At 41.5% G+C, this 23473-nt stretch carries 20 protein-coding genes; 2 read left to right on the top strand and 18 right to left on the bottom strand.

The window, feature by feature from the left end; genetic code table 11:
• Positions 1 to 6 precede the first annotated feature (6 nt).
• Positions 7 to 492 (bottom strand): VanZ family protein, encoded by a 486-nt coding sequence (locus V7077_RS02790; RefSeq protein WP_335498319.1) that lies wholly within the window; start codon positions 490 to 492, stop codon positions 7 to 9.
• Between the two features lie 90 nt (positions 493 to 582).
• Here V7077_RS02790 and V7077_RS02785 point away from each other — a divergent pair, with 90 nt between their 5' ends.
• Positions 583 to 1035: an OsmC family protein gene (locus tag V7077_RS02785; protein WP_335498318.1), complete on the top strand. Its 453-nt coding sequence runs from the start codon at positions 583 to 585 to the stop codon at positions 1033 to 1035.
• A 48-nt stretch (positions 1036 to 1083) separates the two neighbouring features.
• Here V7077_RS02785 and V7077_RS02780 read toward each other — a convergent pair whose 3' ends face one another.
• The 17 genes from V7077_RS02780 to V7077_RS02700 all read right to left on the bottom strand — a co-directional run bounded on the left by V7077_RS02780 (position 1084) and on the right by V7077_RS02700 (position 23005).
• Positions 1084 to 1515, bottom strand: coding sequence for a YueI family protein (locus V7077_RS02780; RefSeq protein ID WP_335498317.1), 432 nt, complete (start codon positions 1513 to 1515; stop codon positions 1084 to 1086).
• A gap of 266 nt (positions 1516 to 1781) precedes the next feature.
• Positions 1782 to 3062, bottom strand: a complete 1281-nt coding sequence (gene aceA / locus V7077_RS02775; RefSeq protein WP_335498316.1) for an isocitrate lyase — start codon at positions 3060 to 3062, stop codon at positions 1782 to 1784.
• A gap of 54 nt (positions 3063 to 3116) precedes the next feature.
• The gene (aceB, locus tag V7077_RS02770; RefSeq protein ID WP_335498315.1) at positions 3117 to 4709 is read right to left on the bottom strand and encodes a malate synthase A; all 1593 of its coding nucleotides are present in this window, start codon (positions 4707 to 4709) and stop codon (positions 3117 to 3119) included.
• A 189-nt stretch (positions 4710 to 4898) separates the two neighbouring features.
• The gene (locus tag V7077_RS02765; RefSeq protein ID WP_335498314.1) at positions 4899 to 5516 is read right to left on the bottom strand and encodes an NAD(P)-binding protein; all 618 of its coding nucleotides are present in this window, start codon (positions 5514 to 5516) and stop codon (positions 4899 to 4901) included.
• A complete protein-coding gene (gene cobA / locus V7077_RS02760) occupies positions 5513 to 6967 on the bottom strand; it encodes a uroporphyrinogen-III C-methyltransferase (RefSeq protein ID WP_335498313.1) in 1455 nt (484 codons plus the stop codon). Before cobA ends, V7077_RS02765 begins: the two co-directional genes overlap by 4 nt.
• A gap of 19 nt (positions 6968 to 6986) precedes the next feature.
• Positions 6987 to 7307, bottom strand: a complete 321-nt coding sequence (gene nirD / locus V7077_RS02755) for a nitrite reductase small subunit NirD (RefSeq protein ID WP_335498312.1) — start codon at positions 7305 to 7307, stop codon at positions 6987 to 6989.
• Positions 7304 to 9727 (bottom strand): nitrite reductase large subunit NirB, encoded by a 2424-nt coding sequence (nirB, locus tag V7077_RS02750; protein ID WP_335498311.1) that lies wholly within the window; start codon positions 9725 to 9727, stop codon positions 7304 to 7306. Before nirB ends, nirD begins: the two co-directional genes overlap by 4 nt.
• A gap of 225 nt (positions 9728 to 9952) precedes the next feature.
• Complete coding sequence (locus tag V7077_RS02745) at positions 9953 to 10939, bottom strand: hypothetical protein (RefSeq protein WP_335498310.1); 987 nt, start codon at positions 10937 to 10939, stop codon at positions 9953 to 9955.
• Positions 10940 to 11023: 84 nt separating this feature from the next.
• Positions 11024 to 11251 carry a hypothetical protein gene (locus V7077_RS02740; protein ID WP_335498309.1) on the bottom strand — a complete coding sequence of 76 codons (228 nt, stop codon included), beginning with the start codon at positions 11249 to 11251 and terminating at the stop codon, positions 11024 to 11026.
• 324 nt (positions 11252 to 11575) lie between these two features.
• Positions 11576 to 13123 carry an L-glutamate gamma-semialdehyde dehydrogenase gene (gene pruA, locus V7077_RS02735; protein ID WP_335498308.1) on the bottom strand — a complete coding sequence of 516 codons (1548 nt, stop codon included), beginning with the start codon at positions 13121 to 13123 and terminating at the stop codon, positions 11576 to 11578.
• 142 nt (positions 13124 to 13265) lie between these two features.
• Positions 13266 to 14426 (bottom strand): CamS family sex pheromone protein, encoded by a 1161-nt coding sequence (locus tag V7077_RS02730; RefSeq protein WP_335498307.1) that lies wholly within the window; start codon positions 14424 to 14426, stop codon positions 13266 to 13268.
• Between the two features lie 13 nt (positions 14427 to 14439).
• Positions 14440 to 16446: an NAD-dependent DNA ligase LigA gene (gene ligA, locus V7077_RS02725; protein ID WP_335498306.1), complete on the bottom strand. Its 2007-nt coding sequence runs from the start codon at positions 16444 to 16446 to the stop codon at positions 14440 to 14442.
• A gap of 47 nt (positions 16447 to 16493) precedes the next feature.
• A complete protein-coding gene (gene pcrA, locus V7077_RS02720) occupies positions 16494 to 18800 on the bottom strand; it encodes a DNA helicase PcrA (protein WP_335498305.1) in 2307 nt (768 codons plus the stop codon).
• A 70-nt stretch (positions 18801 to 18870) separates the two neighbouring features.
• Entirely contained in the window at positions 18871 to 19554 is a 684-nt protein-coding gene (locus V7077_RS02715) for a heptaprenylglyceryl phosphate synthase (RefSeq protein ID WP_335498304.1), read from the bottom strand.
• Positions 19555 to 19791: 237 nt separating this feature from the next.
• The gene (locus tag V7077_RS02710; protein WP_335498303.1) at positions 19792 to 20106 is read right to left on the bottom strand and encodes a YerC/YecD family TrpR-related protein; all 315 of its coding nucleotides are present in this window, start codon (positions 20104 to 20106) and stop codon (positions 19792 to 19794) included.
• Between the two features lie 30 nt (positions 20107 to 20136).
• Positions 20137 to 21189 (bottom strand): DUF3048 domain-containing protein, encoded by a 1053-nt coding sequence (locus V7077_RS02705; RefSeq protein ID WP_335498302.1) that lies wholly within the window; start codon positions 21187 to 21189, stop codon positions 20137 to 20139.
• Positions 21190 to 21259: 70 nt separating this feature from the next.
• Positions 21260 to 23005 (bottom strand): adenine deaminase C-terminal domain-containing protein, encoded by a 1746-nt coding sequence (locus V7077_RS02700; protein WP_335498301.1) that lies wholly within the window; start codon positions 23003 to 23005, stop codon positions 21260 to 21262.
• A 164-nt stretch (positions 23006 to 23169) separates the two neighbouring features.
• Here V7077_RS02700 and V7077_RS02695 point away from each other — a divergent pair, with 164 nt between their 5' ends.
• Positions 23170 to 23472: a YgaP family membrane protein gene (locus tag V7077_RS02695; RefSeq protein ID WP_335498300.1), complete on the top strand. Its 303-nt coding sequence runs from the start codon at positions 23170 to 23172 to the stop codon at positions 23470 to 23472.
• Position 23473 lies beyond the last annotated feature (1 nt).

Below are 23473 nucleotides of genomic sequence, written 5' to 3'. Positions count from 1 at the left end.
GATTCATTAGGTGTTTTTATTTTGTTTCCGATGTACGGTCGTCATTTGAAAAATTTTAATAGGAATATAACCTAGCATACCACCCAACGTATTTAGGATTAAATCATCGACATCAAAGCTGCCAAATTCAAATACTAGTTGGATAAGTTCAAACGTTAAGCTCAATAACAAAGTGGCAATGGTAACCTTGCTGAGTTTTTGAAACCTTTTTGAGAGTAATGGTAAAATAAACCCAAATGGAGCAAAGCCAATGACGTTTCCTACTAAATTCTCAATTCGGATACTTAAATTAATATCGGCCAAATACAGATAGAAGTAAATGGTTTTGAAAGGAACGAAGTTATTGTCACGCCAGTGGTAACCATCATATGTAAAGTTAAAGTGTTCAATAATTTGTGATAACGGGATATATTTAAACAGGATTAATTTCGAAAGAATGGCAATATATACACAAAGGATAAGCATCAAGATTAGTTTAAAAACCAGCTTCATTATCACTGCTCCATTTTTAAAGTATCAAATAATACCTTATCATAGTTGTCCATTATTGTGTGGAAAAATTAAAAATTGGAGGAAATTATCATGGCAGAGCATCATTTTCACTTAAAAGCAAACTGGCCCGGCTTGCGTAATGACGTAGGCGATATCGAGGCCGGTAACTTAAAAACAAAAATATCGATCCCTCCGGAAATGGACGGGCCGGGTGTTGGCACCAATCCAGACGAAATGCTGCTCGGAGCGGCAGCAACCTGTTATATTATTACGCTTGCAGCAATGCTGGAGCGCTCTGGCCTGGAAAAGGTTTCATTAACAATGGAATCTGAGGCAATTGTTGATGTGACGAGCGGCGTTTTCACTTATAAAAAAATTATCCATCGCCCTCGTTTAGTTTTGAAGCGTGGTGCAACTGAAAAAGACGTGGCATTAGGGGAGAAGCTTGTCCGTAAAGCAGAGAATTCGTGCATGATCAGCCGTGCGATTCAAGGAAATGTGGAGTTGGAATTGCAAGCTGCTGTAGAGGTGGCTGCTGAATAAAACGGGGACGCTTTCCGCTCCCCGTTTTTTGGTAATATTCTTTTGCTCTTACCGTTTAAATAATTTAGCGAATAGACCTTTTTTCTGTGGAAGCTGTTCTGGTATCTGAACTTTTGTGCTAACAAAGATTTCTTTTTTGTCGATTGCTGTGTTCATGGCTAATACTAACCCAATGTCCGTGTCATGCTCTTTGTTGGTCACGATCTTATGTTCGAGTTTATTTTTTGCTGCCAGCTTTACATATTTAGATAACTCTTCATAGACCATGTTTCCGTTTAGTAATAGCTGTGCCTGTGGGTACTCCTTCATAGATTGCTCTATTTGTGGGTAGATGTTTGTTTCTGCAACCTGGTTTTTGGTTAGTGCCACAATGATTCGTTCACGTAGGGTTCCTAGGTATTTACGCCGTTCTTCTGGTTTTGTTTCTAAAGGCCCATAGATGCCTTGCTGCAGGACATCTTCAACGGTTTTCCTTTCCAAAGTGTATCATCTCCATCTAAAAGGCTATTATTATGTATGATGATACCCTAAAAAGTGTGCAGTTCCAAAATTGATTATGTAAGCTGGTTTTATCCGCCAGTAATTTTGGCTTTCGCCATTTACTTCCTCTTATCCGCAAGTTGGCTCCCTCTATCCGCAAGTTAACACACCCCATCCACAAGTTGCCTCCTCTCATCCGCAAATAAACCCGCGGCCGCACAAAAAAAACCTCCCCTCCATCCGGAGAGAAGGACCACATATATCTTTTATTTATTAGTAAACTGCTCTACCTCCGTTGACCCCTTCAACGCCATAGTCGAAGACGTTCCACCCGTAATCACCATAGATACCTGATCAAAATAACCCGTACCTACCTCACGCTGATGGCGTGTTGCCGTATAGCCATATTGCTCACTGTCAAACTCAGCCTGCTGCAACTCGGAGTAAGCGGCCATACCGCGCTCCTTATAGCCGCGGGCAAGCTCGAACATGCTGTGATTCAAGGCATGGAAGCCAGCCAGCGTTACGAACTGGAACTTATAGCCCATTCTGCCAAGCTCCTCTTGGAACTTCGCAATCGTCTCCTGATCCAATTTCTTTTTCCAGTTAAAGGATGGTGAACAATTATAGGCTAATAGTTTACCAGGAAACTTCTCATGAATCGCTTCCGCAAACTTTCTAGCTTCCTCAATATTAGGCTCAGAAGTTTCACACCAAATTAGGTCTGCATACGGAGCATAAGCCAACCCGCGGGCAATCGCTTGATCAATTCCAGCCTTCGTACGGAAAAAGCCCTCCGGTGTCCGTTCACCCGTAATAAACGGTGCATCGTTCATATCAATATCACTTGTTATCAAATCCGCTGCATTGGCATCCGTCCGGGCAACGAGTACAGTTGGAACCCCCATTACATCTGCCGCCAAGCGCGCCGCAATCAAGTTGCGTACGGCTGTTTGCGTCGGCAGCAACACTTTACCGCCTAAATGTCCACATTTTTTCTCGGAAGACAACTGATCTTCAAAATGAACACCTGATGCACCAGCTTCAATCATGCCTTTCATTAGTTCAAAACAGTTTAACTGTCCGCCAAAACCAGCTTCAGCGTCCGCTATAATCGGTGCAAACCAATCGATCGAATTATCACCCTCTGAATGATAGATTTGGTCTGCACGCTGCAGGGCTTGGTTTATCTTTTTTACTACACTCGGTACACTGTTCGCTGGGTACAAGCTTTGGTCCGGATACATATGGCCTGAAAGGTTCGCATCCGCAGCAACCTGCCAACCGCTTAAATAGATCGCTTTTAGCCCAGCCTTTACCTGCTGAACAGCCTGATTACCAGTCAAGGCTCCCAGTGCATGAATGTAAGCTTCTTCATTCAATAACTTCCATAGCTTTTCAGCACCCTTACGAGCCAAAGTATGTTCAATATCAAGCGAACCGCGGAGTTTGATGACATCCTCTGCAGAATACGGTCTCGAAATCCCTTTCCAACGGCTATCCATTTCCCAGCTTTCTTGTAATTGCGCAGCTCTTGAATCTGTCATTTTAAAAATTCCTCCTATTAATCTATTAAAATTTTTTATAAAAAAATGAATTCCTTACAACTGCTGATACCCTGGCAATGTTAAAAAGTCGATAAATTGATCATTTAAGATTAAACGGTCAAATAATTGAACTGCTTCGGTGAATCGGCCGCCATCAAAGTTTTCAGCGCCGACCTCCAGCTTAATTTTCTCCAACTCTTCTAACTTGAATTGCTCATACATTTCGGCCGTCACTTTTCTGCCATCATCTAAAATACCTTTTGGATGGCGGATCCACTGCCAGAGCTGCGCCCGTGAAATCTCCGCCGTTGCTGCATCCTCCATCAAATTATGGATGGGCGCTGCACCTTTTCCATTTAGCCAGGATGCCACATATTGAATCCCAACATTAATGTTTGTACGAACACCGTCTTCCGTAATTGTCCCGTTTGGTACCTCTAGCAAATCAGCAGCTGTAATCGTTATTTTCTGCTGTTTTGGTGTATGGATTTGGTTTGGTGTTGGCATTTCACGGTTAAATACCTCCAATGCGACCGGCACTAATCCTGGATGGGCAACCCATGTTCCATCATGACCATCACGGGCCTCACGTTCCTTATCGGCCCGTACCTTAGCGAATGCTTCCTCGTTGGCCTGAGGGTTATTTTTTATCGGAATTTGCGCGGCCATGCCGCCCATGGCAGGTGCCTTGCGGCGATGACAAGTTTGAATCGTTAATAGTGAATAGGAACGCATAAACGGTGATGTCATGGTTACCTGTGACCGGTCTGGTAAAATAACGTCCTGTTGATTACGCAGCTTTTTAATATAACTGAAAATATAATCCCATCGGCCGCAGTTTAAACCTGCGGAGTGTTCCTTTAACTCATACAGGATTTCATCCATTTCAAACGCAGCTAAAATGGTTTCAATTAATACAGTTGCTTTGATGGTTCCTTGAGCAATTCCGAGTTTCTCCTGTGTATACACAAACACATCATTCCAAAGCCGTGCTTCTAAGTGACTCTCAAGCTTTGGCAGATAAAAATAAGGTCCTGAACCGTTTGCAAGCAGTGTGTTTACATTATGGAAGAAGTACATGCCAAAGTCGAAAAAGCTTCCGGAAATGGGCTTGCCATCTAAAAGTACATGTTTTTCTTCAAGATGCAGGCCGCGCGGTCGAACAATAAGAACTGCTGTTTCTTCATTAAGCTGATAGGTTTTTCCATTTGGATTTTCAAAGGATATCGTCCGGTTTATTGCATCTCTTAAGTTAATTTGTCCTTCAATGATACTTTCCCATGTCGGTGATGTGGCGTCCTCAAAGTCAGCCATAAACAATTTTGCCCCAGAGTTCAACGCATTGATGACCATTTTCCGATCGGTTGGCCCTGTAATTTCTACCCGGCGATCATGGAGATCCTTTGGCAGCGGCGCTACTGTCCAATCACCGTTCCTGATATGCTTTGTTTCAGGAAGAAAATCGGGAAGTTTGCCGTTATTCAGTTCCTCTTGGCGTTTAACCCTGTACTGTAACAGTTCCATTCTGCGCTGACCAAATTTGCGTTCTAACTCTTCAATTAAGTTTAATGCCCCTGGTGTCAAAATCTCATCATACTGGGCTTTTAATGGCCCAACTACTTCAATACCTGTAGTTTGCGTCGACATGTACTCGTTCACCTCTTTGTTATAATACAGTAATTACCTTCGTTTTGTATTATATAACAGTAATTTGGAAAAGTGAACCACTTTTTCTGAAATTTTTAAAAAATAGGTAAAATTCCCCTGTCCATAGAATCTCTTTAGAAAAGTAAAAGTAGGTATAAAAAAACGAGCACCCAAAAAAGGTACTCGTTTTTACTTTAACTCCTGATATAAACGCCGGAAATCTGCGGCGCGATTTTGACTATTTAAAAATTCCTCGCTTACCATTGCGATAAGTAATTTCTTTTTTAAAGCAGGATCGTCCACTTCTTTCAGAATCCATTGCCTTGTGGTATAAAGAAATTCAAGGTATTCTTCATATCGTTCATCAAATTGCTGTTCTAACACCTCTCGCAGTTTCCTGGCAAGAGTGGGGCTTGCCCCGCCAGTCGATACAGCAATACTTAACTTGCCCCGCTGCACATGTGCCGGCAGATGAAAATCGGAAAGATCCGGATCATCGGCAATCGTCACCAGCTGGTGCTTCCCTGCTAAGGATTTTACGGACCGATTGATGTCTCTGTCATCGGTTGCTGCAAAAATTAGTGCTGCATCCTGAAGGTCTTCCGCTGAAAAGAGTTTTTTCTTCCAATCTATCCTTCCATCACCAAAAAGGGTTTGGAGCTCCATCGTTGCCTCTGGACTAATCACGATTATTCGGGCACCTGTATCAAGCAAGCCGTGCACCTTTCGCTCGGCCACCTTGCCGCCGCCTATTACCACTACTTTTTTTCCACCCAGTTGTAACATAATCGGATAGTTTGTCCTCATTCCTGTACTCCCTGTAATGGATGCTCCACCATATAGTTCACTAACGCTTCCTTCGAAGGACTGACTGGCACCCCGGGAGAACCAAATCCAGCATTTACCGCAGCGGTTTTTGTTAACTCCCCCATTGCGATAACCTGTTTATCCTTCAACAACTCTATTGCATGTATATCACATTCAGCTAGTGCTGTCATAAACGGTTTAACTGAGGCACTGCTTGGAAGAATTACCGTATTGACCTGTGCTTCTTTAAGCATTCGTTGAAAAATCGGAAGGAATTGACGATCTAGTTCCTTATGGCTTGTTACCATTACCTCTGATTTTTCAAAGCCTCTTTGTAGCAGGTGATGACCGCCGACGATCAGAGTATTTTCTGAGTCCACCATTTCCGGAGCCAGCTTCGCAATCAATCCCCGCTCACGTAATGCCTTTAGCGTTTTACTGGATAGTCCCATTAGTTCCGCACGTATGCTGCGAACATCGATTTCCTGTTCAATGACTGCTGTAAAAAACTCTGCCGCACTTTCAGGAGAGGTAAATAATATTTTTTCAACATGAGTGACCTTTGTGAGATCAAGCGGTTGTTTCGTCACTTTCCATTTTGGAAACTCAATCACATCTGCCCCTTGAGCCAATAATTCTTTTGCTAAATCACTTGGGCTGGTGCTTGTGCGGGCAAGCAGGATTTGCCGGCCGTATAAAGGCTTTTTCTCAAACCAGCTGATTTTTTCACGCAGGGAAATGACTTCTCCTACTAAAATGATAGATGGGTTACTAAACTTGGCCTCCAATACCTTTTCGGAAATATCAGCTAATGTTCCTTGCAGTGTTTTTTGCCGGCCAAAGGTGCCCCAATGAATCAAAATCACGGGTGTAGACGACGGCTTCCCATGTTGAATGAGATTTTCACAAATAAACGGTAAATTCCCCACCCCCATGTAAAAAGCAATCGTATCCACACCGCGGGCAAGACCTTCCCAATCAAGGAGCGGCTTGCCATCCTGTGATTTGTCATGAGCTGTTACGACAGCAAATGATTCGGCGTACTCCCGATGAGTAACGGGAATTCCTGCATAAAGGGGGGCTGCAATCCCCGATGAAATGCCAGGAACAATCTCAAAAGGAATCTGATATTCAGCAAGAGCAGCTGCTTCCTCACCTACCCTGCCAAATATGCCAGGGTCGCCGCCTTTTAAACGGACCACAATGTTTCCTGCTAAAGCCTTTTCGACTAGAAGGTCATTGATGTTCTCCTGCCTTAACGTATGACGGTCAGGCAATTTGCCGCAATAGATAAGCTCACAATCACTGCCGGCATATTCTAATAGCTTGGGATTGGCAAGCCGGTCATATAGAATGACTTCGGCTTTCTTAAGTGCTTCCAATCCTTTTACAGTTATTAGGCCTACATCCCCTGGACCCGCTCCTACTAAAAATACTTTTCCTGTTTTCATCCTGCAGCCTTCCTTCCCTCTATAAAACAATAAAGATGATATCTTCTTTGACTTCCACCTTAAAAGTTCTGACATGACCTTCGTCAGGCGCCTGAACCTTTCCGTCTAGTAATGAGATTTTCCAATCATAGACTGGACAATACAAATAATCGCCGCTGATCAGACCCTCAGAGAGGACGCCGCCTTTTGGATGCGGGCTGCGGTTTTCTAATGCATATACCTCTCCAGCAGTTGTTTTAAATAAAGCTACTTCTGTCGTGTCAACTTTGATGGAATATCCAGCTCTTGCTTTTACATTTTTATAATGTGCCACTGGTATACGGGTGATAGTTTCGATCATTTGAATTCACTCCCGACTGAGATGTTATGTCTTGTATAATATTTATCTTTAATTTCTTCATTTTGAATTGCTTCGTTCCAAGGCTCAATATATTTGTTCAAGGTTTGATCCATTCTTTCATTTAGAGCTTTACGTGTTTCATCGTCAGCCAGTACTCCCTTGACATGATCCAGTCCCAGCCGCTCTACCCATTTTGAGGTACGCTCCAAATAATTAGCTGTTTCCCGGTAATATTGAAGGTAAGCCCCTGTCATTTCCATTACTTCCGCTTCAGTTTTCACCGTACATAGCAGGTCGCCGGGACGAAGATCAACTCCACCGTTACCAGCCACATAGATTTCCCAGCCGCCGTCAATTCCGACAAAGCCAATATCCTTGATGCCAGCCTCAGAACAGTTTCTTGGACATGCAGACACGCCCATTTTCACTTTATGTGGTGTATCCAGCCGTTCAAATTTCTTTTCCAACTCGATGCCCAGAGCCATTGAATCTTGTGTACCATAGCGGCAGAACTGCGCACCAACGCAAGTCTTAACGGTTCTTAGCGTTTTCCCATAAGCATAACCGGATGGCATATCAAGCTCTTGCCACATGGCCGGAAGGTCTTCTTTTTTCACTCCGAACAAACCAATTCGTTGTCCACCTGTTAATTTTACTAAAGGAACGTTATACTTTTCAGCAACTTCAGCAATTTTTTTCAAATCCGCTGCTGTAGTCACGCCGCCATACATTCTTGGAACAACAGAATAAGTTCCATCTTTTTGAATATTAGCATGCATTTTCTCATTCACGAGACGAGAATCACGGTCATCCTTATATTCATCCATATGAATCATGCCAAGATAGTAATTGATTGCCGGGCGGCATTTAGTACAGCCTTCTGTGTTATTCCAATCAAGTACATTCATGACCTCTTTTACACTTGTTAAACCTTTTTCCTTAATTTCAGCTACCAATTCGTCACGGCTTAATGTTGTACATCCACAAATGCTTGTTTTCTGAGCTGCGGCTGCATCAAACTGATCACCTAGTGTGTGAGCTAGAATTTGGCTGACCATTGGTTTACACCGTCCGCAAGACCGCCCTGCATTTGTGCAATGGCTCACTTGATCTAATGTCGTTAGGCCTTGTGTTTGAATGGCTTCGACAATCGCGCCTTTTGTTACACCATTACAGCCGCAGACTAGTTCATCATTAGGCATGGAAGCAATATCATCACTGCCAGCTTCACCTGTACATTCTGTATGGAAAATTGAAACACCGCTGATATCTTCTTTTTTGGTCAGCATCCGGTATAATCTAGTACTATCTTTTGTATCACCATAAAGGACAATTCCTACTATTGTGTTATTTCTAGTTAGAACTCGTTTATAGAGTCCCTCGTACTCATTGTAAACCATAATAGATTTAGTAGTGCCATCTTCAAAAATTTCACCTGCAGAGAATAGGTCTACACCAGCAACTTTTAGCTGTGTACCAGTGACAGAACCTTCATATGGGTTCGTTTCGTTTCCGCAAATATGACTGGCAAGGATTTTTCCTTGTTCATATAATGGGGCAACTAGGCCATAAACAATTTCTCTGTGTTCCGCACATTCGCCGACTGCGTACACATGAGGGACACTTGTTTCCATATAGTCATTCACAACGATACCGCGATTTACATAAATACCACTTTCTTTAGCTACTTGCGTGTTAGACTTAATACCAATAGCCATCACCACAAGATCTGCTTCAACTTCCGAACCGTCTTTAAATCGAAGTCCTGTAACCCGGTCATCACCCAAGATTTCAACGGTTTGTTTCTCCATTAAGAAGTTCATGCCTTGTGATTCTAGTTCTGTTTTTAATAATGAAGAGGCAATTGGGTCTAGCTGGCGTTCCATTAGATGCGGCATCAGGTGAACTACATCTACTTTCATACCTAGGTTTAACAGACCTCTTGCTGCTTCTAATCCAAGCAGACCACCGCCAATGACAACAGCTTTTTGATGTTGCCCTGCTGATTTGATCATCATTTCACAATCTTTTATATCACGAAAACCCGTTACACCGATCTTGTCTGCACCGGGAATAGGCAAAATAAATGAGTTAGAGCCTGTTGCGATGATAAGTTCATCATACTCAACTTCTCGGCCTTGATCACTGATGACACGCTTGCCTTCTGCATCAATTTTTACAATGGCTTCTCCCGTATACAACTGAATATTATTTTCTTTATACCAGTCAAGCGGGTTGATAATAATATCCTCAAAGTTGGCGTCGCCTTGGAGAATATTTGATAGTTTAATACGGTTGTAGTTTGGATGCGGCTCTTCTCCAAAGATGGTAATGTCAAATTGCTCAGTGTTAAGTTTCAGAATCTCCTCAATGGTTCTTACTCCAGCCATTCCGTTACCGATCATTACTAGTTTCTTCATATCTGGTTGGCTCCTTTATGATTAATAGTAGGTTAATTCGTAATTAGTAGTTTTCTCTATAGTTAGATTGTAAAGCGTCCAACCCTAAAAAATTGTGACGTTCATCACATCTTACACGCCAATTGTGAACATTTCTTAAATATCAATCCCCGATTAATAGACACTACCATAACCACTATTAATAAATGGACAAAATAAAAAAGGGTGACAGGCACCCTTTTTATGTTATGCAGGTTGTTTACTTTTTTTTAGTAAGAGCTGAGGTTTGATGATGGTATTGATAACGGGGACTAGGATACCCATTAGCGCTACAGGGGCAAGCTCCCATAAGACCAGCGGCGGGGTGATGAGTATTTCGAATTTATGAATAGCATATAGGCTGAGAAAATAGGCAAGGCTGCCAATGAGGCCAGCGAGCCAATTGGTTCTTCTGAGCAATAAAAAGGCCAGTGGTATCAGAATAATGGTCATTGGCACATAGGAGGTTGGATAATTTACGGCTGCAAAGATCGCTTTCCCGATAAATCTTAAACCAATATATAGAACGGCCCCCATAAACGGTATCGTAAAATCACGGCAAATCCGCACCGTTACAACGGTCAATAACCCTACCATTAAGACGGAATAAATAGGATACACATATTCCGGTATACCACCGAAAATCTGTGAGGCAGGGTCCGAAATTAACTGAAGAATTTCCTTTGAGGCAATAGATTTTCCGTGAATGTATTGGTCATATGAAATTGCCCCATTTTCCTGCTGCATATTCGGAAACAATAAGCATTCCAACAGGAACATCGCAAACCATGTATGCAACGACTTCCATGTTGGTACTGTATGCCACGTAAACAAATAATAACCGCGCCAAACGCCAAAAATCATAATGTCCGTTGCTATATAGTAAATAAAATGGGTTGGACTCCAGGTTGTTAAATCAATCCCATAGGCAATATGATACGTAAAATCAAGCGGAATGCCAATCAGAAACAGCCCGTATCCAATCGTAATGAGATTCCTTGAAAATCCGTCCAGATAGGTCGAGTGTCTCCATTCTTTATATAACAGAATCCCACCTAAGGCAAATCCCATTGTATTCACAATATGGGGAATGGAGTATTCTTCAAATAAGTATTTAAAGTGATACGATGCATCCCAAGCGGACCCAATAAATTTTAATAGAAAGGCAATCACCCATAAACGGTAATATTTCAATCCATTCATCTCCTCTTTAGTTTTCCTGCACTTTGTTCCCAGCGTCCAGCACCTTATGATTTACCTTTTAAAACAGGGCAGATATTATCCCAACAAGTCAAACGGGTCCCCAAAAATAGCGATAAGGATATAATTAATAGCCAAGGCTACACCAAACACAATCCCGGCAGTCCGGACCTTTTTTTGTGTAAACAACTTATAGATAAAGACAATACCAGCACTTACGACAAAAACATTACAGGTTAAAAAGGTCCAAAGCATACTTTCACTATGTTCTACTGCTGTGACATGGAACAAATATAATGGGATCAAAGGTACAAAACCTCCAGGATGACGATTTACTAACTAGTTCTTTTAGTCAATAATACTTTAATAATCGTTCTTTATTATGACGAATTTTACTTTAAAAATGTTTCTTTTTTATCTTGATAAAAAAATTTTCTTTACTCTTGCTTTCTTTATATTATCATAGCGGATATATATTCACATAAATTTCTTATAAAGGATATATTATGCATTAAACTTTGAATTACGGAAACAATCCTGTCACTTATATTTTTATCGCTTTCCTTTTTATTATTACCTTCTCCATTAAAAAACCCCTCCTCGGGTATGAGAAGGGGGATCCTTTATCAATTAATACATTTCAGAAGTTGTTTTCGCCTGCATATGAAGAAGTAAGTAGTCTGGGCCGCCCGCTTTCGAGTCAGTACCTGACATATTGAAGCCTCCAAATGGCTGATAGCCTACAATGGCACCTGTACATGAACGGTTGAAGTATAGGTTTCCAACATGGAAATCTTCACGAGCTTGTTCTAGGTGGGCACGGTTATTAGTAATAACTGCTCCAGTTAGGCCGTATTCCGTATTATTGGCAATATCAATTGCTTCCGTAAAATCCTTTGCTTTTGTAAAGCCGACAACAGGTCCGAAGATTTCTTCCTGCATAATGCGTGAAGTTGGTGAAAGATCCGCAAAAACAGTAGGTTGAATGAAATACCCTTGTGAATCATCCCCTTCGCCGCCAGTCAGCAGCTTACCTTCTTGTTTCCCTATTTCAATGTACTCAAGGATTTTTTTATAGGCATTATTGTCGATTACCGGTCCCATGAAGTTTCCTTGCTCAACAGGATCTCCTGCCGTTAATTGGTTGGTTAGCTCCACCACACGATTTACTACTTGTTCATATACATCCTCTACGACTACGGCACGTGAACAGGCTGAACATTTTTGACCAGAGAAACCGAATGCCCCAGCCACAATCGATTGGGCTGCAAGCTCTAGATCAGCCTCTTTATCAACGACGATCGTATCTTTTCCTCCCATTTCGGCAATCAATCGTTTCATCCAAATTTGACCCGGGCTTAATTTAGATGAACGTTCGAAAATTCGAAGACCTACATCACGAGAGCCGGTAAAGCTAATAAAACGTGTATCTTTATGATCAACCAAATAGTCTCCCACTTCAGCACCGCTGCCAGGGACAAAGTTTAAAACTCCTTTAGGCAGACCCGCCTCTTCCATTACCTCAACAAATTTAGCGGCGATAATTGGTGTGGTGGACGCTGGTTTTAATAAAACCGTATTCCCTGAGACAATAGCCGCAACAGTAGTTCCGGCCATAATGGCAAATGGGAAGTTCCATGGTGAAATAATAATGCCGACACCAAGTGGAATATAGTCATAGCGATTGAATTCGTTCGCGCGGCTTTGGACCGGAACACCATCTTTTAAAGAAAGCATTTGGCGTCCGTAATATTCAAGGAAGTCAATCCCTTCAGCTGTATCTGCATCAGCTTCTCTCCATGGCTTTCCTGCTTCTTTCGTCATTAAAGCTGAAAACTCATGTTTACGGCGGCGAATTATCGATGCTGCCTTAAAGAGGACATCAGCGCGAACCTCAGGTTTTGTTTTTTTCCAAGTCTTAAATGCTTCTACCGCTGCCTGCATGGCTTTTTCCGCAAGTTCTTGGTTAGCTTTTGAGACCTGGCCGATTACTTCTTTTTTATTTGCTGGATTATAGGAAATGATTTTCTCTTCCGTTGTAATTTTCTCTCCGTCAATGACCAGAGGATAGTCCTGCCCCAAATAACCCTCTACTGTTTTTAATGCTTGTAGATAGGCCTGGCGGTTATCTTCCACTGAAAAATCAGTAAACGGTTCATGCTTATATGGTTGTATCATTTCTAACCCCTCCTATGTATTAAAACGGTTACATACAAGTTCATTCTATCATGATTAAGAATGATTAGGAAAGATAATGACTGTAGACTTTGATGGGCCTTGCTGTTTAGAAATTAGAAAAGACCCAGCAAAAAGCCAGGTCTTATTGATAAATATAAACAAATGGTTCTGTTGCATTAGCTTTTTTGACAATAAGTGCTTCGGGACCATCCACAGAGGTTACACTAACGGAAACAGAAAGATATTTAGGGAAATGTTCCATCACAAGACCCGTTACATATTGGGAAAACCCAATCCCCTCTGTTTTTCCGTAAAATTGGATTGGAATGGTAATATTTAAATCCTGAAGCTGGTCACCAATATAAAAAGCTCTACCGATTACGCCATTGTAATTAGGGAAGTATTGTTCCACATCTTGTTTGAAGTTCAAGAAGGCAATCGTATCATCCCGATGGTCGTTTTCAGCATCGGTTGATGGGAATAAGTAGTATTTTTCATCGACCTTTTCCCAGCTATTTAGATCGGCGCTTCCTTGATCAACAGTTGAATAAGTAAAAAAGTTACCAGGTACAACCGATGTCTTACTTTGCTGTTCAAACAAAGCAATGGTGATTGGTATATTAGTTAAATTTTTCATAGATCTGATACGTTTGACCACTTCTGCAGCCATTTTCTGGCCTTCCTTTTCCATTTCAGCAAACGGAATCTTTTTCTCAAACGTATCACCATCAGGTTTTATTTTATAATAATAAATCGAATTTAAAGCCAGACCAATCGTGATACCGCCAAGAGACACGTTCCCCTTATCGTCCTTTGTTAAGTAATCATGCTCTAAAATATGTGCCAGGTAGATAGGACTTGAAGGGGCACTGCCAGTTGGACTGGTATTAACTGGATTTAAACCAATATTTTCGTTTGCCTTCAGTTTATTTTCCTTAAGCTGAGCATCCGTATATTGGCGGTTTAACCATTGTTTAATCGTTGTTCCTTTGATTTGCTGCCCTTCTTGAAAATAATACTTATCCGTATCGAACTTGTTCTGGGCAATTCTCATTAGACCCATCTCAAACTCATTTAAGTCATACCTTGTATTGATATTGTTAACGACTAATCCGCGCGCTTCCCCTGGTTCAAACGGCAGGATTGTCCGATAATAATTATTCGAGATATTATATTTAGGAATGATCGCTTTCCCTGTTGTCTTCTCCTTTGTTTGAACAGTTTCATTTTGCTTTTGAAAGTTAGGTGCACAAGCACTTAGCAAAAAGACAAGGGAGAGTGCGAGCAATGAGATTTTTCTCACGTCGGTCCACCTCTTATTTATTTAATTCTACTAAAAGCCTCTCCTCGTCCCACACTTCGATACCCAGCTCTTGGGCTTTCGTTAGCTTAGAACCCGCATCTTCACCTGCGATGACGAGATGTGTTTTTTTACTAACACTTCCGGCAACATTGCCGCCAAGGGCTTCAATTTTTTCTTTTGCTTCATTTCGGGATAATTGCTCCATTTTCCCGGTAAGAACCACCGTTTTACCGGCAAATACACTGTCTGATTCTTCGGCAGAAATGGGCCTTGGCCCTTTATATTCCATGTTAACGCCTGCCAATATTAACTCATTTATAAGCTCAATCGCTTCTTCCTGTTCAAAAAACGATACAATCGAATCAGCCATTTTATCGCCGATTTCATTAATACTAATTAGCTCCTCTTTGGAAGCCTGAGCTAATTTTTCCATGGCTATAAATTGTTGTGCTAATGTTTTGGCGGCCTTTGCTCCAACATGGCGGATCCCTAAGCCAAATAACAGCTTTTCAAGGGAATTACCTTTTGATGCCTCAATCGCTTTTAACAGGTTATTAACAGATTTTTCACCCATTCTTTCCAAGGCTAGCAACTGCTCACGAGTAAGTTTATAAATGTCCGCAACATCACCGATTAATTTCTCAGCAAAAAGCTGACTGATTACCTTTTCCCCAAGGCCATCAATGTTCATGGCATCACGGGAAACAAAATGAATCAATCCTTCCCGGATTTGTGCCGGACATTTTGGATTAATACATCTTAGGGCTACTTCCCCTTCTAGACGAACAAGTTCACTTTCACACTCCGGGCAATGCGTTGGCATTTGAAAATCCACTTCTTCACCAGAGCGTTGGTCAGCCAATACATTCACCACTTCCGGAATGATATCACCTGCCTTTTTTACAACCACTTTATCACCGATTTTAATATCTTTTTCACGAATTAAGTCTTCATTGTGTAAGGATGCCCGTTGTACAGTTGTCCCCGCTACTTTAACTGGCTCGAGAATGGCAGTCGGTGTGATCACACCCGTTCTCCCCACACTTAACTCAATTGCTAAAAGGGTCGTCACCACTTCTTCGGCTGGAAACTTATACGCAATTGCCCAGCGCGGGCTCTTTGCCGTTGTCCCGAGCACCGCCTGCTGCTCAAGTGAATCAACTTTGATGACAATTCCATCAATTTCATATGGAAGATGCGGCCGTTTATCAACCCAGCTGTTAACATACTCAATGACGTCCTCAATCGTTGCACATTTTCTTCGCTCTTTATTGGTTTTAAAGCCCAGATGGTCTAGATAATCGAGCCCCTCACTATGGGTCACAACCCCTGTTTCACCTGTGTTGCCAATCCCATATAAAAACACATCCAGCTTCCTTGATGCTGCGATTTTCGGATCAAGCTGCCGTAATGAACCAGCTGCCGCATTTCTTGGGTTGGCAAACAGCTCCTCACCGCGTTCTCCCCGCTGCTGGTTCAATGCTTCAAACGAGCGCTTTGGCATGTAAGCCTCACCGCGCACCTCAATTGATACATTTTCCCTAAGGCGAAGCGGAATCGCTTTTATTGTTTTCAGGTTAGCCGTAATATCTTCCCCAATGGTTCCGTCGCCTCTGGTTGCACCTTGAACAAATAATCCATTTTCATAGCGTAAGGAAACGGCCAATCCATCAATTTTCAATTCACCAATATAGGAAACATTGTCACCCACAGCTTGTCGGACCCGTCGGTCAAAGTCCCGTAAATCCTCTTCATTGAAAGCATTACCCAAGCTTAGCATCGGTGTACGATGCTCCACCTTTTCAAATAGGTCAAGAACCGCACCACCGACACGAACCGATGGAGAATCCGGTGTTTTTAACTCTGGAAATGTTCCCTCCAGATCTAATAGCTCCTGCATGAGCAGGTCATATTCGGCATCTGGTACCGATGGTTTGTCTAACACATAATATTCATAACCATATAGTGTTAAGAGGCTTCTAATTTCCTCAATTTTTTTCGCAGCGGTTTGAAGATCCATATATCCAGCCCTTTCATAAAGGTAATTGATACTGTTTATAACAGCTATTATGCCTTTTTAATCGGCGCGAATTTTGCTAATAGGCGTTTAATTCCCACTGGGCTAGGAAAAGCAATATCCAACTCTGTTCCCTCACCCTGTCCTTTTACGCTGACAACTGTTCCAATCCCCCATTTACCATGCTCCGCTTTATCGCCAACCTTCCAGCCGGTTTCGTCTCCACCAGAAGCAGCCGATACAGGCCGCATAACAGGCTTTCTTGTTGTCGTCGGGGTCGTAAATGTACCTTTGGAAGAACTAAATGATGTTCCAGCCGCTCCAAATGATGTTCCGGATGTTCCGAATGATGTTCTCGACGAACCAAATGATCTTCCGCTAGAACTAGACGAACTGCCCGTCCGTTGTTCTGGCACTCCCCCTTCGATTAAATCCTCTGGGATTTCAGAGATAAATCTAGAGGCAGGGTTCATACTAGTTCTACCAAACAAGGTTCTCATTTGCGCATTGGTTAAAAATAAGGTCTGCTCTGCTCTTGTAATACCGACATATGCTAGACGGCGTTCTTCTTCCATCTCTGCTTCTTCCATTAAGGAACGGCTATGAGGGAATACACCTTCTTCCATCCCAATCAAAAAGACAACTGGAAACTCTAGTCCTTTTGCAGAGTGCAATGTCATTAAGGTAATAGCGTCAGCCTTTTCCCCATCATCATCAAGCGAATCAATATCAGCCACTAGAGCCAAATCCGTTAAGAAAGCCACGAGGCTCCTATCTTCGCTTGAATCCTCGAAGCTTTTCGTTACCGATAATAATTCCTCAAGGTTTTCAAGACGACTTTGGGCCTCAATTGATTTTTCTGCTTTCAGCATTTCCCTATACCCTGATTTATCGAGGACTTCTTCAACTAATTCTGTTACAGAAAGGAATTCCTGCATATTGGTATAGTTATGAATTAAATCACGAAACTGAGCCGCTGCTTTCGTAATCTTTGGGCTCAGTCCAAGTAATTCGACTGATTCTAAAGCCTGATTTAAGGAAATATCATGCATCGCGGCAAAGTCAGCAATTTTATCAACTGAGCTCGAACCAATTCCGCGTTTCGGAACATTAATCACACGCCGCAAGCTGATATCATCATCCGGGTTAGAAATTAACCGTAAGTAGGCAAGCATATCTTTGATTTCTTTTCTGTCATAGAACTTGGTACCACCAACAATCGAATAATCAATATTTGATTTTAACAGCACTTCCTCCATTACACGGGACTGTGCGTTAGTCCGGTAAAGAATCGCAATGTCATTTAGTTGATAATTCTTATCGCGTGTTATTTCTTTAATTTTTCCAGCGACGAACTGTGCTTCGCCTTGCTCACTATCTGCACGGTAATAGACAAGCTTGTTGCCTTCCGGATTTTCTGTCCAAAGATTTTTCTTTTTACGGTTTAGGTTATTTTCAATTACCTTATTGGCCGCTAGAAGAATCCGTTTGGTTGAACGGTAGTTCTGTTCGAGAAGAATAACCGTTGCATTCGGGTAATCTTTTTCAAAGGATAAGATATTGGCTATATCGGCACCGCGCCATCTATAGATGGACTGATCGGAATCACCGACAACACAAAGATTACGGAAGCGGCTGGCCAGCATCTTTACCAGCATATACTGTGCCCGGTTTGTATCCTGATACTCATCGACATGAATATATTGAAACTTGCGCTGATAATATTCAAGGACTTCCGGCACCCGCTGGAATAATTGAATTGTCATCATAATTAAGTCATCGAAATCAAGTGCATTATTTTTTCTAAGCTGCTTCTGATAGTCTTTATAAATTTCACTTACCGTTTGTTCAAAATAACCCCCGGCAGTTTTTTCATATTCTTCCGGACTAATGAGTTCGTTTTTGGCTGAACTGATGGATCCTAAAATTGCACGCGGATCATTTTTTTTCGGATCAAGATTTTTATTTTTGAGGATCCCTTTAATCACTGATTGTTGGTCAGTTGTATCTAGAATGGTAAAGTTCCGGTTAAAGCCCATCCGATCGATATCGCGCCGCAAAATCCTTACACACATCGAGTGAAACGTGGAGATCCATATTTCCTCAGCTGCTCCGCCCATCATTTTAGCAATACGTTCCTTCATTTCTCTTGCCGCTTTATTGGTGAACGTGATCGCCAGGATATTATAAGGATTCACGCGTTTTTCCACTATTAAATACGCAATTCGATGTGTTAGTACTCTTGTTTTACCACTTCCGGCACCTGCCATTAAAAGAAGTGGGCCGTCAGTTGCCTTAACAGCATTTTGCTGTTCCGGATTAAGCCCGTTTAGAAGCTTATCTGTTAAAAATTGCATCTATTCCACCACCGTCACAAACATTTGTTCTTATTTTTATTTTAACGTTTTTAGCATTGTGAAGCAAATTCTATCGAACTGCCTTTACTGTTTCTAAGGCCTTTTGAAAATCTTCATAAATCACGTTTCCAACTACAATAACATCGGCATACTTAGCCATTTCAGCTGCTTGCTCAAAACTATCAATGCCTCCGCCATAGAAAAGCGTTGTTTTTTCTAGTGTGTTTTTCGCTTCTCTAACTACATTCGAATCACCATACTTACCACTATATTCCAGATAAAAAATGGGGAGTTGAAACATTTTTTCAGCCATCATTGCGTAGGCCTTAACATCCTCGATTGCTAGATGGGCATCTGCTTTCGTCAGCTTTGCCGCTTTACAATCCTCGTTAAGGATACAATAGCCTTCCATAAAAAATTCATTCCAGTCCATAACTTCGCCAAATTCCTTAACTGCCTGATGATGCAGTCCTGTAATCCATTTTGGATCCTGGCTATTTAAAATCGTTGGGATAAAATAAAGATCAAATCCCGGTGTTACGCTCTCTATATTAGAAACTTCAAGGATACAGGGAACGGTATAGCGGCGGATTCGTGCCATTAAATCGAGGACATTCTCGAGTGTCACTCCGTCAGTTCCGCCCACAATCACGGCATCCGTCCCTGATTCGCAAATTATTTCTAATTGGTTGTCTGTTATTTTTTTATTAGGATCGAGTTTAAACACATGCCGCCACTCGCGAATATCATACATTGAAGGAATCCTCCCATTCATCTTTCCATTACACCATTATAGCATTAGCCGTTTGTAATAAAAAAAGAAAACCATAAATCTATATATAGAAATCATATCCAATCAAAAGCGGAAGCGCTTTGAAAGGCCGCACTGCTACAGACAGATAGGCTTAACCCACGGGGCTCTTGGAACTGGCACCGGACGCATTTAAAATTCCAAAAAAGAAAAACCGAAGATGATGGTCTCCGGTTTGGGTTATTCTTCTTCTACTGTTTTATTTTCCTCTTTAATTCGTTCCAGTACCATTTCATACGTATCATTGCCAAAGTTCAAACAGCGTTTTACCCTTGAAATCGTTGCAGTGCTTGCTCCTGTTTCGGTTTCGATTTTATGATAAGTGTTTCCTTCACGAAGCATTCTTGCTACATCTAGACGCTGTGCTAACGATTGAATTTCATTAATGGTACATAAATCATCAAAAAAACGATAGCATTCTTCAAGATCCTGTAAGGAAAGAACCGCATTAAATAATTGATCCAGTTCTTTTCCCCGCAATTTGTTAATCTGCATTCTTATTACTCCTTTTAATTTGAGGTTATTTTATTGAGCACTTAATGAAACACTTGTATGCAGCCCCGGGGCAGCGGGAACCACATTGACCCACGTTTTCCCTTGTACAAATGGGATCTCTTCTCCGTTTTTCATGGGAACAATTCTGCCATTCTTATTCGCCCATTCCACTTCATTCACTTTACCCATTTGAAGCAAATAAGCTTTTCCGCCTGTCTCGAAATCAATATCTCTTCGTCCATATGAATCAATGGCTTTGTGCACGGCTTCTATAATAAAAACATTGTCTAGCAGGATTGGGTCTCCGGTATCCAAGTCTACGGTTTGCTCTCCGGCCGAGAAACGCTTATATTTACCGAGCGTTTCATCAAACTGGTACTTTGAATTATATGTGCCGCTCTTTGAATAAGTAATGTTTACCGTCTTAGCCTCTTGACCTGTTATATTTTTGCTTTCTTCCACTGTGTAAAAGCGGAAGGCAGGCGGGCTGTTTTTCATTGAATATCCTTTTTGCTCCGCACCTTTTAAGATGTTGTCATAAGTAATATAGGAATTATGAGGTGGTTTTCGTGAGCTAGACCGTTTAAATAATGTACCATCATAAACCATCCCATTCAAATTATCTACATAATTGCTTTCGAGCAGTTGTTTGGCCTCTGGACTGTAGCCATGTGCTATGTAGAGTGCATTTAAACCTTTGGCCAGGTTAATATAATAATCCCTAGCACTCCTTACAGGACCAATATTTGCTGGTCTCTCACTCTGAAAAACAGCCAGGAAACGGGTAACATCCCCCTCAGCTAAAACCTCATAGACAATGTCAGCCTTGTTCAGACCTGATTGTGGTCTTGCTTTTGGATGATTATTCACCATAACAGCTACGGCACGTTGGTCTGGTTTTGTATCAGTCCCAATTCCTGTTAATGGATAAAAATAAGGGCTGGCCTTTACCGCGTCTTCTGGTTTATTCTCTGGTTTCGTATTTGGCTTTTCTTCCTTAACCGGTTTTTTTACAGTTTCCCTACTGGTGCACCCTGAAAGCAGTAAAAGGAACGCTGCCACGGCAACAGCCCATTTTTTCATTAAATGAACACCCCTATTTTATCCTTTTTACAAAATACTTTCACACTTTAACTCTTTAGTCATTTACAGTTTAACGCATTATTGATGGAAAGAGTACAGATTTATTCATAACATCATACATTCCTTGCTGCGTGATACGGATGTATGGTAAATGTGTAGCTGAAAAAAAGGCAAGGCTGTATATAGGATCAGAAAATTTATAGCCTCGTTCTCTCAATTCTGTTAATAATGTTTTCTCTTGTTCTATTAATTTTTCAATCGGAAGGCTAGACATGACTCCACTTAAGTCTAGTGGTATTTCACAAACAACTTGAGCGTCCTCCATCATGACAATTCCCCCGCCTAATCCTTTCATTCTATTAAAAGCATTAATCATATCATTTCTATTTTTCCCAATTAAGATAATATCTCCTGTGCTCGAATAGGAGCTTGCAAGCGCGGACAGGCTGGTTGCGAATCCCTTTAGCAAGGTGTTTATTCTCCATTGCCCATAACGATCTACCAACATGAAATAACATTCATCTGAATCGTTTGGCAGTTGGTCTGCTGATGCATCAATCGAGATCGAATAAGGCTTTGTTATAACTGAGTTTTCCATCTTAATTCCAAACGGCATAGAAAATTGCAAATCATCGAGTGATAACTGCCAATCCATTTCCATTTGTTTAAACCCATATTCATCCCAGTTTAATTCTCCGTACATATCTTCTGCTTTTATACCGTTCTTCTTCACCCATTTTCCCTTAGCTAAAACAGAAACCGGTGTTGGGTCTTCTATACTTGATAAAAAGTTAATATTAGCAATACGTCCGGTTGCAATTACACCATGTAGGTGTCCAATGTTGTAGTATTTTGCAATATTTACCGTTGCCATATTATAGGCATCTATAACAGGAACTCCTTTTTCGATAGCAATTCGAATCATTTGGTCGGTGATTCCTTGTTCGTAAAAAGTAGACGAGGAGCCATCTGTATTGAACATCAGCTGGTCATAAGCCTCAATTCCTAACCGTTTCATATCATCTAAGAGCTGCGGCAGATCAGGCCGAATCGATGAATAGCGCAAGGAAACCATATAGCCCTGCATGAGCCGGTTGTACACTTCTTCACCTGTCATGGCTTCATGGTCGGAATCGGCACCTAACAGCATCATTTTTGCTAATGTATTTTCCGAAGCGCCAGGAAAGTGCCCTTCGATTTGTTTGCGCATCCGCTTGGCTTCTTGAATCCAATGAAGCATCATATCGTCGCCGTCGAGCAATTTTGGCCAGCCTGTTAATTCGCCGCCTTGAAGAACAGCATCATGCTCAAGCCATGCTTTTACATTACTATGTGAAAATACTTCTTCTTCATTCAATAATTCGGTCTGCGAATCAAATCGGCTCCACCAGTACATGGTGGATGGGATGGAGCGAAGGTCCCTCAGAAGTGAAAACGCTTCCCTTTTTTTCAAATGCGAAATAAGCGCCATATTATCATTAATTAGTGTCGTTGTGCCAAATTGAGATGCATAGGCGGCTAATGACAGGGGATTATATAATTGAAACGGATGTGCATGCGGCTCGATATACCCAGGCACAAGTATCTCATTCGTACAGTCGATGATTTCACATTCTTTCATATAGGAAGGCATGTTTTCGCCAACATAGACAATTCGATCTTCATATATCCAAATGTTGGCCCTCATCCATTTGCGAAAGGTTTGATTTAAGTACAAAGCATTTTTCAATAATAATGTTGGGGATGTTTTCCCCTCCAAAACGGATACATGCATGCGTAAGTGTTTGTTTTTCCAGCGGTAGCGTTGTTCCAGCATACCATGTCCCTCCCTTAATTTACTATCTATATAATAATAAGTTGATTTAACAATAAAGAAAGCCCTTACATTTTTTCTTTAGAACCTTATCTTATCATATTTTACTTTTTAAAGCAGTAAAGTATTGATAAAAAATGTAAAAATATTGTGAAGGAGTGAACAGATTGAAAATTACACCAAATATCGGGATTTTGAATGCATTGATTCGGATTACGTTTGGGTTAACGATTGTGGCTTGGAGTACATCTAAGATGGTCAAGCGTCCATGGAGGGATTCTTATTTGCTGGCTGCTTTCTGTGGTGCGATGAAGGTTGCTGAGGGGATTGTCCGCTATTGTCCGGTAACGGATTTGTGTGAGCGGTGGTCGGATATGGTTAAGGAGCATCAGCATGCGACTGATTCGGTGGATGAGATGGAAGAACTCGATGGGGATGCAGATTCGATGGTTCCTTATAATCCAACTTGAT

The organism is Neobacillus vireti (assembly GCF_036962465.1).
GTDB classification, from domain to species: Bacteria; Bacillota; Bacilli; order Bacillales; family Cytobacillaceae; genus Neobacillus; species Neobacillus vireti_B.
Note: the sequence above shows the minus strand (reverse complement) of the source record. Positions and strands in the feature narration are given on the sequence as shown.